This is a genomic window from Acidobacteriota bacterium, from assembly GCA_028874215.1.
Lineage (GTDB): Bacteria > Acidobacteriota > UBA6911 > RPQK01 > JAJDTT01 > JAJDTT01.
In genome coordinates this window covers 24,618-42,588 of sequence record JAPPLF010000083.1, presented here as the reverse complement: position 1 = coordinate 42,588, position 17,971 = coordinate 24,618, and the positions used below count along the sequence as shown (strand labels likewise).

Annotated in this window: 9 protein-coding genes; 5 read left to right on the top strand and 4 right to left on the bottom strand. The window is 63.9% G+C overall.

The annotated features are described in order from the left end of the window. Positions 1-19: 19 nt before the first annotated feature. Complete coding sequence (locus OXT71_16695; GenBank protein ID MDE2928034.1) at positions 20-1,381, bottom strand: hypothetical protein; 1,362 nt, start codon at positions 1,379-1,381, stop codon at positions 20-22. A gap of 60 nt (positions 1,382-1,441) precedes the next feature. Here OXT71_16695 and OXT71_16690 point away from each other — a divergent pair, with 60 nt between their 5' ends. From OXT71_16690 to OXT71_16675, 4 genes are all read left to right on the top strand, one after another. Then, positions 1,442-2,743, top strand: a complete 1,302-nt coding sequence (locus tag OXT71_16690; GenBank protein ID MDE2928033.1) for an aspartate aminotransferase family protein — start codon at positions 1,442-1,444, stop codon at positions 2,741-2,743. After that, the gene (locus tag OXT71_16685) at positions 2,737-5,187 is read left to right on the top strand and encodes an FG-GAP-like repeat-containing protein (protein ID MDE2928032.1); all 2,451 of its coding nucleotides are present in this window, start codon (positions 2,737-2,739) and stop codon (positions 5,185-5,187) included. Before OXT71_16690 ends, OXT71_16685 begins: the two co-directional genes overlap by 7 nt. Before the next feature lie 121 nt (positions 5,188-5,308). After that, on the top strand, positions 5,309-8,347 hold the full coding sequence (locus OXT71_16680; GenBank protein MDE2928031.1) for a DUF1553 domain-containing protein: 3,039 nt from the start codon (positions 5,309-5,311) through the stop codon (positions 8,345-8,347). Positions 8,348-8,358: 11 nt separating this feature from the next. Beyond that, entirely contained in the window at positions 8,359-9,795 is a 1,437-nt protein-coding gene (locus OXT71_16675) for a DUF1501 domain-containing protein (GenBank protein MDE2928030.1), read from the top strand. 136 nt (positions 9,796-9,931) lie between these two features. On the opposite strand, the gene OXT71_16670 is transcribed toward OXT71_16675, so the two are convergent. The 3 genes from OXT71_16670 to OXT71_16660 all read right to left on the bottom strand — a co-directional run bounded on the left by OXT71_16670 (position 9,932) and on the right by OXT71_16660 (position 16,579). Next, entirely contained in the window at positions 9,932-13,318 is a 3,387-nt protein-coding gene (locus OXT71_16670) for a TonB-dependent receptor (protein ID MDE2928029.1), read from the bottom strand. A 327-nt stretch (positions 13,319-13,645) separates the two neighbouring features. Further along, positions 13,646-15,277 (bottom strand): CRTAC1 family protein, encoded by a 1,632-nt coding sequence (locus OXT71_16665; GenBank protein ID MDE2928028.1) that lies wholly within the window; start codon positions 15,275-15,277, stop codon positions 13,646-13,648. A 9-nt stretch (positions 15,278-15,286) separates the two neighbouring features. Beyond that, entirely contained in the window at positions 15,287-16,579 is a 1,293-nt protein-coding gene (locus OXT71_16660) for a hypothetical protein (protein MDE2928027.1), read from the bottom strand. Positions 16,580-16,694: 115 nt separating this feature from the next. Between OXT71_16660 and OXT71_16655 the strand changes: the two genes are divergently transcribed. Next, positions 16,695-17,918 (top strand): serine hydrolase, encoded by a 1,224-nt coding sequence (locus tag OXT71_16655; GenBank protein ID MDE2928026.1) that lies wholly within the window; start codon positions 16,695-16,697, stop codon positions 17,916-17,918. The last annotated feature ends 53 nt before the right edge of the window (positions 17,919-17,971 follow it).

Here is a 17,971-nt window from a genome sequence, read left to right as displayed (position 1 = left end):
TGTCCCCTCTCCTCTCCACCTATCGAAACAGCGAGTGGATGGCCTTCAGGACTTCGTCCACCAGCACGTCTCCCCCTTCGGGCCCGACCAGGAACCGGTCTGCGCTGTATCCGCCACCGGCGACGGCTTCCGTCGTCGGGAGATAACCGGCCAACTGACTGGCCAATTGCACCGTGAAGGTCAACACGGCCGGGCTTCGCGCCTGGATGCGGATGGAATATTCCAGGTAGAGCTCAAAAGGGACGCTCACCAATGCGACGTCGCCCAGCCGGATCACGTGGACGCGGAACTTTCCGCCGCCGTCAATGGGATAGGGCGGCTCCCTCGACGGACTGGCTCTGGGAAGGTCGAGATGCAGGACCTTGTGCCGGAGGGGCAATCTCTTCTTGAGTCCGGCCTCGGCGTAAGGCAGAACGGCGTCCAGAGCGTCGGCGATGCGGAGGGCGATCTCCTGGCGGCTGGAAACGCCCTTGCGCTCCAGCATGATCTGCTCGGCGCGTTTGCGAAACATCAGGTGAGGCGAGATGTCGCCTGAAGCGGCGCATTGAGGAAAGATGAACCAGCCGGGTTGATGACGTTTTCGGACTTCCTGCCGGACCTCGTGCCAGAAATCGGCGGAGACCTCCGAAAGGCCTTCCGTCTCCTGCGAGGGGGCGGCCAGATTGATCACGACGCCGGTAAGCTCCTCCCGGTCATTCCAGAAGAAGAGCATCGGCACCCCGGGGTCCTCGAACCCTTCGATCCCGATGAAGTCACCCCGGCTGGTGTCCCCGTACATCACCGACTCGCCGCTGCGGTAGACGGCGCGCCGGTTGTGTCCGACCACGGCTTGTCCCAGTCCCCAGCTCATGCCGGCCGGCTTGCGGCTCTGCCAGGCGTTGACCAGACCTTCGGACAACCGGTCCACCAACCACTGTCCGTACTCGGTCGAGCTCATGGCCACCGCCGGCGGCTCGTCGCCCCACCAGACGCTGAAGGTGCCGTCGACCTGACCCGGAGCGGTGTGGGTGTGCGTGGCGTGAAGAAACACCTTCTCCGGGTCGAGATCCTTCAGCTCCCGTGCGGCCGAACGCCGCAGTCCCTCTTCGGTGACCTGCCGGATGTAGCCGAGATCGCAGGAGATCATGACGGCCTGTTCCAGGGAACGGCCGTCCTGCTTGGTCTCAAGCGCCAGGACCGTCGCCGTCAGCGGATCCCGGGCCCGGCCGGCGATGCGTGGGTGCATTTGACCCACCAGCGCCACTTCCCGGGGCGGCGTGATCTCCACCGCGGCCCAGCCCACATGGAGCGTCCCCTCGGAGGCCAAGCCGGGAGCCGAGAACGCTGACAGAGTGACGGCAACAATGAGTTGGCATGGCGCGGACGCCGGGAATCGTTTCATTATGATTCTCCGCGAGTTAGTCATAAGATACACAGTGAACCGGCGGCCTTCGAGAGTCCCATGGAAGATAAATGGAAGAAATCAAGGGAGTTCCTGGTTCGGGCCGAAGGATCCCTGGCCGGCGGCGTGAGCAGTCCTTTCCGGCGCAAATCTCCGGTGCCGCTTTTCTTTCGGGATGGCTCGGGTTGCCGCCTGGAAGACGTGGACGGGAACCGCTACATCGATTACGGACTGGGCTGGGGTCCTCTGATCCTGGGCCATCGCCACCCGGCCCTTCTGGAGACACTTCGGGCCCAAGTGGAGAGTCCCTTTCACTACGGCGCTCAGCACGAGCTGGAGTCCCGACTTTCCGAGCGAGTGCAACGGCTGGTTCCGTGCGCCGAACGGGTCGCGTTCACTTCCAGTGGAAGCGAAGCGGTGCAACTGGCCCTGCGCCTCTCACGAGCCTTCACCGGGCGGAAGCTCGTGGTCAAGTTCGAAGGCCACTACCACGGCTGGATGGATTCGATCCTGGCCAGCTACCATCCCGCGCTGGAGGAAATCGGAACCGTCGAGCATCCCCGGACCGCACCCGGCACCCGGGGTCAGCTCCCGGCCGCGCTGGACGATCTGCTGGTCTGCGCCTGGAATCGAACGGATCTGGTTGAAGGCCTCTTCCGGCGGCACGGCGGCGAGATCGCCGCGGTGATCATGGAGCCGGTCTTGTGCAACAGCGGTTGCCTGCTGCCGCGGGAGGGTTACTTGCGCAGCATCCAGGAGATCTGCGCGCAACACGGCGCCCTCTTGATCTTCGACGAGGTCATCACCGGCTTCCGGATCGCCCTGGGCGGCGCTCAGGAGCACTTCGGACTCACCCCGGATCTGTGCACCCTTGGAAAAGCCATCGGGGGCGGCCTGCCCTTCAGCGCGGTGGCCGGCCGGCGCGCCATCATGGAGCAATTGATGGACGGCGTCGCCTTCGGCGGGACCTACAACGGCAACCCCCTGTCCGTAGCGGCCGCCGACGCCACCCTGGCTGCACTCGAGAAAGACGGCGGCGCGCCTCTGGCTCATGCCCTGGCCATGGGAGAGAGGCTGATGGGTGGCTTGCGGACCCTTGCGGCGGACCGGCCGTTCCCGGTGAAGATCACCGGTCTGGGAACGGCGTTCAGCGTGCACTTCACGGAAAAGGACGACTTGGTCGACTATCGGGATACTTTGGAAGACGACACGGACCGTCTGAGCCGGTTCGTCATGGAGGCCTTGAGAGAAGGCATTTACCTCCTGCCCGACGGCAGATGGTACGTCTCGGCCGTCCACGGCGAGGAGGACATTGCCGAGACGCTGGACAAGATGTCACTGGTATTCCAACGGCTATGCTGAATTCCGCCCCGCTCCCGGGTCTTTCGGCACTGACTCTGAGGACCCTTCTTTCGCTCCCGATTCTGCTGGGGTTGGGGGAAGGAATCCGGGCGGGCGGACAGGAATCCGCCTGCCGGGGGAATTACGACGAAGCCCTGTCACTGATTCTCCAGACTCGAACGGTGGAGGCCAGGGACAAGCTCCGGGGGTGCGTGGCCACCGGCCCGGCCAACGCCGACCTGCACTATCAGCTCGCACGCACCCACATCGTCGACTTCAACCAGTCGCGCACCGCCGCCGCGGGACGGGAATCCCTGGGGCAGGCCGTTCGAGAGTTGGACCGGGCGCTCGCCATCGATCCCGAACATCTCAATGCACTGCGGCTGAAATACCCGATCCACCGGGGCAAGGGGAGCATCTACTACGACCCCGGGAGGGCCTACGAACTGGCCCGGAAGGTCATGGCTCTTCAGCCCTCGTCCCACCCCTTTCTGCTGAACGTCGCCGAGTGGCTGGGACTCAGCGGGGTCCGGTTCTACGTCGAGAGCGAAGACCGGGTGCCGCACGATTCCATGATCGGACTCGACCGCGCCGCTTCCCTCCTGGAGCGGATGCTCGGTGAAACGGCGCCCTTCACGCCGGACGAGGAATCGGCGCTCCTCCTGCTGGGCAAGGTCCAGGCCAAGAGCGGCCGGCACCTCCAGGCCATCGCGACCTATCAGTCCGCGCTCCTTCGCCGCCTGACGCCCGCCCAGCGGATCGAAGCCTTCCGCGGAGTCGGCACCAGCCATATTCACCTGGGGAACTACCCGGCGGCCGGGAAGTCCATTCTCAATGCGTTGCAGATACGAGTCGATCCATTCAGCCAGTGGCTGTTCAAGGTGGTCCTGGACCGGTTGGGAAGTCTTCCGGTCGATTTCCCTCCCGAACTGCTTTTTCCGCTTCGTTCGGAACCGGCCGGCCGGCTGAATCCGCCGCTCCTGGAGTTCACCGACGTGGCCGCCAGTCTCGGCGTCAACCGGCGGGACGGCCACGGGACCTGCGCCTGGGGCGACTATGACGGCGACGGCGACCTGGACCTGCTCCTGGGCGGGAGGGACACTTTCGTCGCGCTCTACCGCAATGACGGGCGCCGGTTCGTCGAGGTCACGGACCGGGCGGGCCTGTCGGGGGTCCCGTCGGGCTACAGTCTCAACTTCGTCGACTACGACAACGACGGAGCCATCGACATCTACCTCTGCCTCAACGGCTGGAGCGGTCCCATGGCCAGCCGGCTCTTCCGAAACCGGGGGGACGGGACCTTCGAAGACGTTTCGCGACAGGCGGGCGTGGCCGATCCGGGCTCCGGGTTCGTCTCCCTCTGGGGAGATCTCGACAATGACGGCGACCTGGACCTGGTGGTGGGCAACGGGGTGCTGAGGGACGGATCGACCACTCAGATCTACCGGAACAACGGCGACGGGACCTTCGCCAACTCGACTCGGCAAGCCGGCTTGGCGGAGCCTCCCGAATTCGGAACCATCGGGATCGCCCTGGGAGACTACGACCGGGACGGCGACCTGGATCTGTTCATCAACGGCTGGGACCCCGCTCCCAACCGCCTCTACCGCAACGACGGCAACCTCACATTCACCGAGGTGGCCCGGCAGGCGGGGGCCGTGCAGCCCGCCCATGCCGGCTACGTCTGTTTCTTCTTCGACTACGACAACGACGGCTATCCCGACATCCTGGCCACCAGCCTGGGGACCTGGCCGGCGGTGCTGGCCGGCTTGCAGCGAGCCTACTCCGTCCCCAACCTGGAGGCGGTCGATCGCAACGCACCCCGGCTGTTCCGAAACAACCGGGACGGCACCTTCACCGATGCGACCTGGGAGGCCAGGCTCTACTATCCGGTGGGCAGCATGGGCGCCGGCGTGGCCGACGTGGACAACGACGGTTACATGGACATCTTCTTCGGCACGGGGGACCCGCAGCTCTCCCGCCTGGAGCCCAACCGTTTCTTCCGCAACAACGGCGACGGGACCTTCTCGGACCTGACCATGGCCTCGGGGCTGGGCCACATCGGAAAGGGGCACGGAGTAACCTTCATCGACTACGACGGCGACGGCGACCTGGACATCTACGCCCAGATCGGAGCGGCCGATCCCGGGGACATGTGGGAAAACGCCTTCTACAGGAACGAGAAGGGGAACCGGAACCACTGGCTCCAGGTCGATCTCGCCGGAACCCGAAGCAACCGCCACGGCGTGGGGGCCGTGCTGGTGGCCCGGGCCGGCGGCTTGACCGTGCACCGCGAAGTGAAGGGCAGCGAGGGATTCGGGTCCACCAACCCCTATCGGGTGAGCTTCGGGTTGGGACGCAGGACCCGCGTGGATTCGCTCGAAGTCAATTGGCCGGGCGGGGAGAAACAGACCCTCCATGACCTGCCCGCCGACCGGGTGATCGCCGTGACGGAAGGCGAATAGAATCCCTGGGAGGGGGGACTGTCAGTCCCCCACTCCCCGGAACCGGGGGTTGGAAAACCCCCGCTCCTACCGTTCGAGACAAGAGCCGCGGTTGGTGTAAAATTGCCCGCAGGTCCCTCTCTTGAAGAGAAACAGAACCATCATCGTCTTCCTTTCGATCGCCGGGCTGGCGTTGGCGAGCCGGGCTCGTTCGGAGGTCGGTCCATCAGACCCGGAGTCGCGGGCCACCGAACTGATCGCGGCCGAATGTCTCGGCTGTCACAACTCCGAATTGGCGACTTCCGGACTGGACCTGACGCAGCTCGAAACCGCCCTTCGCGGTGGAGACCACGGGCCGGCTCTGGTCCCCGGCCATCCCGAGTCAAGCCTGCTGTGGTCCAGGGTCTCCTCCGGGGAGATGCCTCCGGGGAGTCCCCTGTCTGCGGCGGATCGCGAGGTTTTCAGGGATTGGATTGCAGCCGGCGCGGCGTGGGACCGTCCGATCGGGTCAAAATCGCCAATCAAGCGCAGCGACTCCAACTGGTGGTCCTTCCAGCCCTTGCGCAAACCTCAGCCGCCATCGCCGGATACCACGCCGGAGCACTGGCAGTCCTCGCCCATCGACCGGTTCGTTTACGCCCGGATGCGGGAAGCGGGTTTGGACCCCAGTCCACCGGCCGGCCGCCGTACGCTCATTCGCCGAGCCGGCTACGACCTCATCGGACTACCGCCCAGTTTCGAGGAGATCTCGGCCTTCCTGGACGACTCCTCGCCTGCGGCGTACGAAAAGCTGATCGACCGGCTTCTGGCGTCCCCCCGCTACGGGGAACGCTGGGGGCGGCATTGGCTCGACGTGGTGCGTTTCGCCGAGAGCGAGGGGTTCGAACGGGACACGCTCCGGGAAAACGCCTGGCCCTATCGCGACTACGTCATCGGGAGCTTCAACCAGGACAAACCCTACCTGGATTTCGCGCGGGAACAGATCGCCGGCGACGTGTTGGCGCCGGTCACCCGTGACGGTGTCGTCGCCACCGGGTTTCTGGTGTCCGGACCCTCCGACACCGTGGGACTCATGTCCAGCGTACCCGTGCAGCGCGAGATGGTCCGGCAGGAACAGATGGAGGAGATGATCGGGACGGTCTCGCAGACCTTCCTGGGCCTGACCGTGAACTGCGCGCGCTGCCACGACCACAAGTACGACCCCATCCCGCAGCGCGAGTATTACCGGATGAAGGCCGCCTTCGACGGCGTCTGGCAGGGAGACCGGGACCTGCTGACGCCCGGAGAGCAGCAGGCGCGAGGGGAACAGGTGCAATCGCTCGAGGGTCGGATCGCGGAGCTTGAGGACCGTCTGGCCTCCATCGAGCTTCCCGCTCGTCGGCGTGTGCTGTCACGGAGGTCAGGCGGTCCGGCGAACGTCACCGCGCCCTCTCCCATCGCCCGGTGGACCTTCGATCTCAACAGCCGCGACTCGGCGGGGTCCCTGCACATCGAGATGTCGGAGAAAGTGGTCCTGGCCGAAGGGCGCCTGCGGGTGGCCGCCGGCACAGACGCCAAGGTGTCGGCGGCCGTCAAGACGGTCCCGCTCCCCCGGGAATTGCGGGAAAAGACGATCGAAGCCTGGTTCTGGTTGAACCGGCTTCCGGAAGAGTTGATCACCGCCGTTCAAATCCACAACACGGAAGCTTTGCTCGGCGCCGTCAAGGACGGCATCATGTTCTCCGGCGGGGACTCCAAGGAGTGGGTGAATTCCAGCAGCAGCTCCTTCCGCACCGCGGATGGGAACGGGACAGCGGAAACCGGCGAGGCCGCCCGGTTGATCCATATCGCGATCTGCTACGCGGCCGACCACAGCATTCGCCTTTACCGAGATGGCAAACCGTACGGCGAGGCCTACACTCCCGACATCAGGATCCCGGAAGGCCGGCTGCAGACTTACCTGGCCGGGGAAGCGAGAGTGGCGTTCAACGTCTCCAAGGACCTTGAACTGGAGGAAGCGCGCCTTTACGACGTCGCCCTGACCGAGGATCAGGTGGAGGCCTCCTACCGGGGCGGGGCTCCCAATGTCCGGCAAGAAGAATTGGACCCGGTCATGACTTCCGCCGAGAGATCGAGGGCGCTCGAACTGCGGGCCGAACTGAAGAATTTGCGGGCGCGGCGGGAGGCGATTCCGGACCCGCAGAGGATCTATGCCGCCGACGTCCGGCAGCCCGGCTCGACCTGGCTGCTGGAACGCGGCGACCCGAACACGAAATTGGAGAAGGTGTCGGCCGGGGGCTTGTCCTGCATCCCGGCTGGTTCGCCCGAGTTCGGACTGGAGGTAGACGCTCCCGAAGCGGATCGCCGAATTCGGTTGGCGGAGTGGCTGGCGAATCCCCGAAATCCCATCTTCGCCAGAACCATGGTGAACCGCGTTTGGCACTACCTCTTCGGAAGGGGCCTGGTGGAGAATCCCAATGATCTCGGTTTCAATGGCGGTCAACCGACCCACCCCGAGTTGCTCGACTGGCTGGCCGGCGAGTTCATACGAGGCGGATGGAGCGTCAAGAACCTGCACCGCCTCATCATGACGTCGCAAACCTATCGTCAAGCCTCGGCCTGGAGAGCGGCCGCCGCGGAAATCGACGCCGGCAACCGGCTGCTCTGGCGTTACGCTCCGCGACGCCTCGAAGGAGAGGCCATCCGCGACGCGATGCTTCTGGCCAGCGGACAGGTGAACTGGGAAATGGGGGGTCCCAGCTTCCGTCCTTTTAGATCGGAAGAGAAACCGGGCGCCTTCGAGATGTATACGCAGGTCGATGCCGATGAACCGGCGCTCAACCGCCGCTCCGTGTATCGCATGAGCGTCGTCTCGGCGCCGAGTCCGTTGCTCGACTCGTTCGATTGTCCCAATCCGAACGTGAAGACCCCCAAGCGCGTGGTCACGACGACCGCCCTGCAGGCGCTGAGCCTCATGAACAATGCCTTCGTCCTGCGGCAAGCCCGGGCGTTCGCCGGCCGGGTTGAACGGGAATCGGAGTCCGGCCGGGAACACCAGGTCCGCCGCGCCTTCCGGATTGCGCTGGGACGTTCCCCGGGACGGGAGGAGTCGAGGTGGAGCGAAGATCTGGTTGGAGAACACGGGCTGTCCAGCCTCTGCTGGGGCCTCTTCAACACCAGCGAGTTTCTGTACGTGAATTGACGGATTGCCGTATGGCCGGACTCTCAGCAATACAACGCCGATTCAGCCCGCTGTCCCGCCGCCGGTGGCTCTTCGATGCCGGAGCGGGATTCGGCTGGATGGCGCTCTCGTGGTTGACCCATCGGGAAGCGTTGGCCGCGGGTGCGGCGCGCGGGAACGCCCCAGCCTCCGCGTCGAGCCAACTGCCGCACTTTACTCCCAGAGCCAAGCGCGTCGTCCAGGTGTTCGCACTCGGCGGCATGAGCCACCTCGACACGTTGGACTACAAACCCGAACTCACCAGGCGCAACGGCACCCCGTTCAATATGACCACGTTCTTCGGAGAGGCCGGCCACCTTTTCGGGAGTCCGTTCGAGTTCCGCCGGCGCGGCGAGAGTGGACTCTGGGTGAGCAGCCTGCTGCCGCATCTGGCCGGCTGCGCCGACAATCTCACGCTCATTCAATCCATGGTCTCCAAAAGCGCCAACCACATGCCGGCGGTGGCCCAGATGAACACCGGTTTTCCGCTGAGCGGCTTTCCCAGCATGGGGGCCTGGATCAGCTACGGGCTGGGGACCGAGAACGAAGACCTGCCGGCGTTCGTCGTCCTGCCCGACCCCGCCGACCACCCCTGGGGAGGCGTTCTGCAGTGGGGCGCTTCTTTCTTGCCCGCTTCCCACCAGGGAACGCCGTTTCGCACGTCCGGCGATGCGCTGCATGACCTGACCACTCCCGAATCTGTCCCGCCCGCCCAGCGGCGCGCCGGCCTGAAGTGGCTGACACGCATGAATCGCGTCTACCAGCAAGCGCATCCGGGCGACAGCTCACTGGAGGCGCGTCTCAAATCGTACGAGCTGGCGGCGCGGATGCAGTTGAGCGTCCCTGAAATTGCCGATATCGAGCGGGAAAGCGAGAGCACCCGCCGACTCTACGGCCTGGACGCGAAAGAAACCGAAGCGTTCGGCCGCCGCTGTCTGCTGGCGCGCCGCCTGCTGGAGCGCGGAGTTCGATTCGTCCAGGTTTACAACGGCGGCCCGGGAAATAGCTGGGATGCCCATGGCAGACTGGAGAAAAACCACACCAAGATGGCTCTGGAGTACGATCGTCCCGTCGCCGGCCTGCTCCGGGACCTGGATTCGCGCGGCATGCTGGAGGACACGCTCGTCTTGGGGGTCACCGAGTTCGGCCGGACGCCCGTGGCTCAGGGAGGCGCCCTGGGACGGGACCATCACCCCGAGTGCTTCACCTGCTGGCTGGCCGGGGCCGGCCTCAAGCCGGGGTTCATCTATGGAGCTTCAGACGAGCTGGGCTACAAGCCGGCAGAGAGCCCGGTCACCATCTACGACTACCACGCCACGGTCCTTCACCTGCTGGGGATCGACCATAGACGCCTCACCTACTACCACAACGGCATCGAACGCCGCCTGACCGACGTCCACGGACACGCCGTCACCGAAATAATGGCGTAGGGAGCGGCGACTTTCTTGTCGTCGATTGGGGCGGCGGTTTTCCTACCGCCGACAGGGGGGGAGGGGGGACGGCAGTCCCCCCTCTACGCTTGCCGACCGCAATAGAGGAGACGGGGCGGTAGCAAAAAAGCCCCTCCTAAAAATCGTAGCGCAGGCCGAACTGAACCTGCCGGGCATCACCGGCGCTGCGGATGGTTCCGAACGCCGCCGAGCCGAAGCTGGTATTGGGATTCCCGAAATTCACATGGTTGAAGGCGTTGAAGAACTCGACGCGGAACTGCACCCGCTGTTCTTCAGCCACGTAGAAGTCCTTGTAAAGTGAAATGTCCCAAAGCTGCAGTCCCGGCCCCACGATCGTCCCCGTTCCGGCATTGCCGAAAGTGAACGGGGCGGTCCGTGCGAAGTACCTGTCGCCGGTGTGGAAGAACTGGTTGATCATCTGATCCCGGGACGAGTGACCCAGGTCGTTGGGATTGCGCAGCAGGTTGGGTCGCGTTCCCCCGGCATTGGAGGCATTGAAGATGTCTCTGGGGGTCAGAAACGCTCCGGTTTGGAAGGTGCCGATTCCACCCAGTTTCCAGCCGCCGAAGATCAGGTCGGCTGTTCGTCCGATGTCGCCGCCCAGTGGCCTCCCCCTTCCGAAGGGCAACTGGTAGACCCAACTGATGGACGCGAGGTGACGCGTGTCGTACCTGGTGGGACCGGTGTCCGCCTTCCAGTTCCGGTTCCAGTCGCGAATCGGCTGGCCTTCCCAGAGCTGGGGTCCCGCGATGGAGGTCCCCAGGACCTTGCCCCAACTGTAGGCGCCCAGGAGCATGAGTCCATCCGGTCCCATCTCTTTGCGCAACTTGACCTGAAGCGCGTTGTAGTTGCTGGTGCCCCAGTTGACCGGCCCACTGATCCCGGACAGGTCGCAGATGCCGGCGTTGCGGCAGAGAGCCCTCCGCTCGGCCGTGGGCTCGGGACCCGGATAGGGATTGTTGAGGCCGAAATTGAATACGTTCTTGCGGCCTGCATTCCCGACGTAGGCGACTTCGACTCCCATGGAGGGAAGCAGCTCGCGGTCGAGGCTGAGGGAGTACTGTTGCAGGTAGGGGGTTCGGTTGTCTCGGATCAGGCCCCGGCCTCCCGTGGCGGGAACGACAGTCGTACCGAAGGGACTGCCGAAACTGATGGCGGGAACGTCCCGGTCGCTGGAGATGCTGGTCGGCGGCACCCAGGGCCGGCCCAGTCCCATGGTGATGGGAATGTCCAGAACCTGCCAACTGTAGAAGACGCCGTATCCACCCCGGAGCACCGTCTTGTTGTCGCCGAACAGGCGCCAGGCAAAACCGACCCGCGGGCCCCAATCGTTCATTTCAGCCCCGCCGACTTTCTGCAGGCTGCGATCGTAGTTAAATTCGTCATTGGTGACCGCATTGGGGGGCGTGCCGGGCAGGGTCGGAATCGACTCCGCGAACACCCATTGGCCGGACGCGATGTCGATGCCGGTGATCCGGTTCTCCGCGTCATAGGGGCGCTGCCAGATCTCGTAGCGCACTCCCAGATTCAGAGTGAGGTCCGGATGCACGTGCCAGTCATCCTGGAGGAAGAACATCCACCAGGTCTGCTTGGTGTTGAGCTGCAGCAGTGCGCCGTTGATGCCGGAACTGGTGACCGCTCCCAGCAGGTAGTCGGCCCAGGCATTGAACTGATCGCCGGGGGCTCCGACGCTGGCGACGCTGAAGCGGGGCGAGAAGCTGATGATGCCCCGGCTGTTGGCCTCGAACGCCATGTCCATGGCGTTGCGAATGACTTCGATCCCCACCTTCCAGGAGTGGTTGCCCTGAACCTTGTTCAAGGTGTTCGAGTAGACGTAGTTGTTGTAGGGATTGTCCAACGGCGCGAAGGTGTCGTCGGCAATGGTCCTCCAGCCGCTGATGTTGATGGTCGGTATTCCCGCCTTTTGCCGGTCGGGGGCCACTCCCGTGATGCCCGCCCCCTCGAAGAATTCGGGTCCGGTGACGGCGCCCCGGCTGCCTCCCTGCACGTAGAGGTCCGGCAGCGTGGTCTCGTTGTCCCGAATCTGGTGGTACTGACTGAATCCGAAGTTGAAGGAGTTGATGGTGGTGGGGCTGAACGTGTGCGTCCATCCCAATTTGTGATTTTCGCCGTTCAGGTCCTGATTCTGCCGGAACCCGACGAGAGGTGTCGTGCTGCCCCGCGGCTGCGGCTCCAGGAATTTGCGGTCCTGGTAGGTGAAGCGGAAGGTGATGGAGTCACTGTCGGAAAAGTCGCGATCGTAACGAATCGAGTACTGGTCCTTGTCTCGAATCCGGTCCGGGCTGGCAATGTAGTTCCCGGAGAATCCCGCAGTCGTCGGATTGGGGAAGAACTGGTTGATGAACTTCGCCTGCTGTGTGATCCGGTCATTGGGAATGATGTTGTTGGGGAACGGTTGCCGGGTGCCGGTCGCGGGATCCAGGGTGGCCGGGTCGTAGATGCAACCCTTGTTGTTGCTGTGGTCCATGCAGTTTGTGCCCGGCGCCAGCAGGCTCGAGAAGTCACCGTTCCTGATATCCGCCGGGGGCACGCTGATGGGAACGGTCAAGCCCCGAGCGGCCCGCTGTCCTTCGTAGTTGAAGAAGAAGAAATCGTCCTCCGAGCCCGGAATATGTCCGCCGAACGAGCCTCCGAATTGGCTCCGCCGGAACTCGGGAATCCTCCTGGCGAAGAAGTTCCGGGCCTCGTGGTTGTCGTTTCGGTGGAACATGTAGAGGGCGCCATGGTAGTCGAGCGACCCGCGCTTGGTGACGATGTTGATCTGGGCTCCGCCGCTGCGGCCGAACTCGGCGTCATAGACGTTGGTCTGGATCTTGAACTCCTGGATCAGGTCGATGCTGGGGGAGAAGTTCATGCGGGCGGCGCCGCTCTCCTGATTCATGACCCCGTCGACCATGGTGTTGTTGGAGTGGTCGGACATCCCGTTGGCCGAGATGCTGCCGCCGCTGTATTCCATGTAGCCGACGGTGGTCCTCTGGACGCCCGGCGTCAGTTCCGCCAACTGAAGGAACTGGCGCCCGTTCAACGGCAGCTCCAGCACCTTCTCCCGCTCGATGACTTCGCCCACCGTCGCCTGGTCGGTGGCGATGATGGGAGTGACTCCCTGGACCGTCACCTCGTCGGCGACCTCGCCCACCTCCAGCTCCACGTCGATCCGCGCCCGCTGGTCCACCTGGAGGATGATTCCCTGAACGGTCTTGGGCTTGAAGCCGGGCAGCAGGGCCCGAACCGAGTACTCTCCGGGATCGAGATTCACGATCCGGTAGTTGCCATCCTCGCCGGTGACCATGAGCCGGGTGACGCCGGTCCCGGTGGCGGCGACCTCCACCTCGGCGCCCGGCATGACGGCGCCGGTCTGGTCGGTAATGGTGCCGAGAATGACACCCTTGCTGACCTGTGCCACCGTGACGGTGGTCAACGCAAGCCCGAAGGCAAACGCGACGGCCAATACCCGAAGTGATCTGGTGTTTCGAATCTTCATCGTGCGGCTCCTGCGGCGGCGGGGCGTTGCACCCCTCTGATCGGATGGCGTTCCACGTTAGGGCAGGGTGGAACTTGATGCCCGAATTGTAAGCAATGGAAGTTCCACTGTCCAGCGAGGCTCCGGATCGTTCCGGTAAGCCGTGGATAGCAAAGGATTTAGGAACTCGCCCACGAGTTTCCTGCCGCGCACGGCCAGGAAACTGTCCAATATTTCGGACCGGACCACCGAAGTAGTCCAGCTTGTTGGATTGAGACGCCTCTACCCGGATGTCCGCGTGCGGTCCCTTACACACTCCCGGAAGGATGCGTATGGCGGTTGCGCAGATCACTCCGCAGTGCGGGTGACGGTGAGGAAGCGATCCACGGGCACGTCCACCAGGACTTGCTCCCGACCGTCCGGCCAAAGGACCAGCAGCCGGTCGAGACGTTGGGCAGTTCCCAAGCCGAAGTGCAGGCGCAGGTCGTTTTGCGAAAGGTAGCTCCCGCCGCTTCGAACTTCCCGCGTCACCGTGCGGTCGGGGACGACCGCCGTGACCCGGGCGCCGATGGCCGGTTCGTTGGGGCCCTTCCCCACCAGCCGGACCGACAGCCAGTGGCCCTTTCGAGGCGTGTCGTTTCGCAGAATGGTCGGGGAATCGTCCACGTTGTTGACCACCACGTCGACGTCGCCGTCGTTGTCCAGATCGCCGAACGCGGCTCCGCGGCTGGACCTGGCCAATGCCAGGCCCGGACCCGCGGAGACCAGTTCCCGAAATCGTCCCGACCCCGTATTGAGGAACAACTGGTTCCGCTGCGCGTAGCGCTCGTCCCATTCACGTTCTTCCACCTGGGGGTAGGTGTGGCCGTTGGCGACGAAGAGGTCCAGATCCCCGTCGGAGTCGACGTCGAAAAATTGCGTGCCCCAGGCCACGAACGGAAAACTGGGCCGCCCCAAGCCCATCTGGGGGCTCATGTCGGAAAAGAGGTTCCCGGCCGTGCTCTTGTAGACGGCGTTGTACTCCCGCGAGAAGTTGGTCACCACGATATCCGGGTTCCCGTCGGCATCGACGTCGCCGATGTCCACTCCCATGCAGGCCTGGGTCTGGCCGTCCCATCCGACGGCGACTCCGCTCAGCAGCCCGGCCTCCTCGAAACGGCCCCGGCCGTCGTTCCGGTAGAGGTAGTTGGGGTTCCGGTCATTGGCGACGAAGAGATCGAGGTCCGCGTCGTTGTCGATATCAGTCCAGATGACGCCCAGGCCGTAGAACATCGCCCCGTCAGCGACGCCGGCCCCTTGCGAAACGTCGGTGAAGGTCCCGTCCCCGTTGTTCCGGTAGAGGAAATCGGGCGCTCCCTTGAGTCCCCGGGGCCCGCAACCCACGCGCAGCCCGTAGTAGTTGCACACCCGGTCCTTCCGGCTGGGATCGGTATGTTCAACGGCGACGTAGTTGGCCACGAAGAGGTCCAGATCCCCGTCGCCGTCGTAGTCGGCGAAGGCGCTCCCGGTGCTGAACCGGGGACACGAAACTCCGGCCCGCTTTGCGGCCTCGGTGAAGGTCCCGTCCCCGTTGTTGCGATAGAGCAGATTGGGGCCCAGATTGGTGACGTAGAGGTCGAGGTTCCCGTCGCCGTCGTAGTCTCCCGCGCAGACGCCCATGCTCCACCCTCGGAAACCGACTTCCGCCGATTCGGTGACGTCGGAGAACGAACCGTCGCCGTTGTTGCGATAGAGCCGGTTGCCGGGGGAGTCGGACGGATTGGCGGCCGGACCCGTCAGCAGGTAGACGTCGAGCCAACCGTCACGGTCGTAGTCCAGGAGCGCGACGCCGCTCCCGATCTGCTCGCGGATGTTGGTTTTCCCGGGTGAACCGGCGCCGTGCTTCCAGAGGATGCCGCTGGCGTCGGTCACATCGGTCAGACGAGGCTCCGGACCGGGACCGAGTCCGATCAGGAGGAATAGACCTGCGAGGACGCCCATTGGCGTTCGTCATCTCCGATTGGGCTTCATCTCGATGTATTGCGATGGATCGGTGGAATAGCTGACGGGCTTCGGGTCGAGGAGCTCGACCAGCTTGTCCTTGATGGCAAATGCCTGAAAGAAGTTGCCCAGGGGATTGTAGTGGCCGATCCAATAACGCTTGATGTACTCGTCCACCGTCACTTTGAACTGGGCAAAATCCCGCCCGTGCGCCTCCATCAGATCGACATACGGCAGCCTCTTCTCCTCTAGAAAATCAAGCAGGCTCTGGTCGAAACGTTCCCCTGTCGTCAGCACCTTTGCCGCGTTCCGTTGCCCGTAGGAGAGAACGAAGAGGACTTGTTTTCCCTGAGCCGATGCATAGCGCTCGATCTTCTCGATGATTCTCATGGTGGCGAACAGCGCGGCTCTGGTGTAGATCTCCGTTGCCGTCCGTTTCAGCTCTTCCGGAGTCCCGATGCTGGCCTGGAGGCCGTGTTCCCGGGCCAGTTCCTCCATCACCGCGTAGCTCGGCTGCAGGGAGCCCGCCCCCGGGTCCCTTTGCGCCAGGACGATCTTCAGCACGAAGTCGTCCTTGAATCGCTCGAACACCCAGTCGAAGTCGCTGAGGTTGCGGACCGATTCGGGAGTCGGGCAGGGATTCTTGAACTCCGTGAATTGCCTGGTTGCGGGATTCGCTGTGACATAGGGCATGGTGGAGCCGAGCACGGCCGGCCACATCCCGGTCGTATAGCCCAATCGAACGTTGCGCCAGCCATGCAGGTTTCGATAGTGATCGTCGTCGTAGATGTTGAAGATGATGTACCGGGCGGGAGTACGGGTTTCCTCACGCAGCATTCTCAGGTAGGCCTGGTAGACGGAGTACCCCCCGACTCCGAAGTTGCGCAGAGGTTCGCACAGGTGGGCGGCGAGCACTTCCTGCCAGGTCTCGCCGTCACTGACCTGGTCGCAGTGGGTGAAACTGTCTCCGTAGGTGTTGATCCGGCAAGGGTTGTCGCCGTACATGATGGTTCGGCGGGCGCCCGCGTACCGATAGGTCGATATCGATCCATCGACCCCGTGTTTGACCCGCCTGTCGTGAAACACCCATCCCAGCTCGCCGTCGTAGGCTTCCCCCAGGCTGGCCCTGCCCAGGATCCAGTCCTCCACCAGCTCCGGCGAGTACAGAATACTCTTCAAGTAGGCTCGGGCCTGCCGCTCCCACGATTCGTCTTCCTGTGCGGGGCGCGCCTCTTGCGCCGCTACCGCCAGGGTGAGCGCAAGGCAGGCCAATCCTGAAGGCGCCAGACTTTTTCTTGGCATAGTCGATCCTCTGTTGGAATCTCGAGTCGAATCGCAATCGATCCATGTAATATATCAACATAACTCAGTCGAACAACGACATTGCCATGCTTGCCTCATGCCGGAGGGACGCCGAATGGACTCCAAGCTGCCGCCGCTCAATCGCAGGGACTGCCTGAAGACACTCTCCTTGGGAGCGTTCGCCGGAACCGCGGCGGGGGTCCTCCCGGCATGCCGGCGGGACGGACTCGGAGTCCCCGAGTGGGTCGCGTTTCCGGAAGAGGAATGGGTGAAGATCGATCCGGCCGACGCGGGTCTGGATGCGGGCCGGATGGATCGCATCTTCGCCGCCGCCGGTATCCACCCCGGAGGCTTCGGCGGCACGGCACCCGGCGATGACGAATGGGGCGCCGTCCTGACCCGCGGGGGCTACCTCGTCTACGCATTCGGGGACCCCAGCTACAAAACCCAGTCGGCGTCACTGGGGAAATGCCTCGTCCGCGCCCTGCTGGGATTGGCCGTGGACGACGGCCTGGTGGATCCGGACGAACCCATCTGGAAGACCTGGACCGGGCGGGACGAGCTGTCGCATCCCCACAAGTACCTGGATGAAGGGCATCACAAGACCCTCACCTGGCGGAAACTGGTCAACCACCGGGGCGGATTCATCCTGGAGAGCGGTTACCACTGGCGGAACAAGCCGGGAGAGCGGGACCCGGAGGTGGCGGCGCATTGGATTCACGGCACCATCCCGGATTGGGTGGAATGGACGGGGGACCCGATCTACGACAACTACTCCCATACGGAACCGGGCACCGTCACCCGGTACAGCAGCGGAGGCTATGTCCGGCTGGGCCAGGCGTTGACCGCCCTCTGGGACCGGGACCTGAAGGATGTCATCGACGAGCGATTGTTCGGTCCCATGGGAATCCCTCCCGACCGCTGGGAATGGAAGCCCGGCAAGGTGCTTCAGGACACGAAGGACTTCTATCCCGCCATTCCCCACTATGGCGAGTACGTCGATCCTCCCTACGAGATCAACGGGAACGTGGTTCGGGGCGGTCCCGGCTGGTTCATGATCAGTTCGGAAGATCTGGCCCGCTTCGGCCTGTTGATCGCAACCCGGGGGATTTGGCGCGGCAAACGGTTGGTCAGCCCCGAGTGGCTCCGGGGTCATGCCGGTCTGGACATCCACGTGACAACCGGCGACCCCGAAACCTATGTGTCGCTGGGCAAGACGAACACCAAGAACTTCCCGTTCGGGAGGGAGGTGGGCGCCCGGGGATATTTCTCCTTTCCGAAGGATCTCATCACGGGTGCGGTCTCGCCGTCCCGGACGCCTTCATATAGCGCATACTGACATAAGTAGATAAACTTCATTGATGGAGAATAGATTTATGGAATTGCATCGTG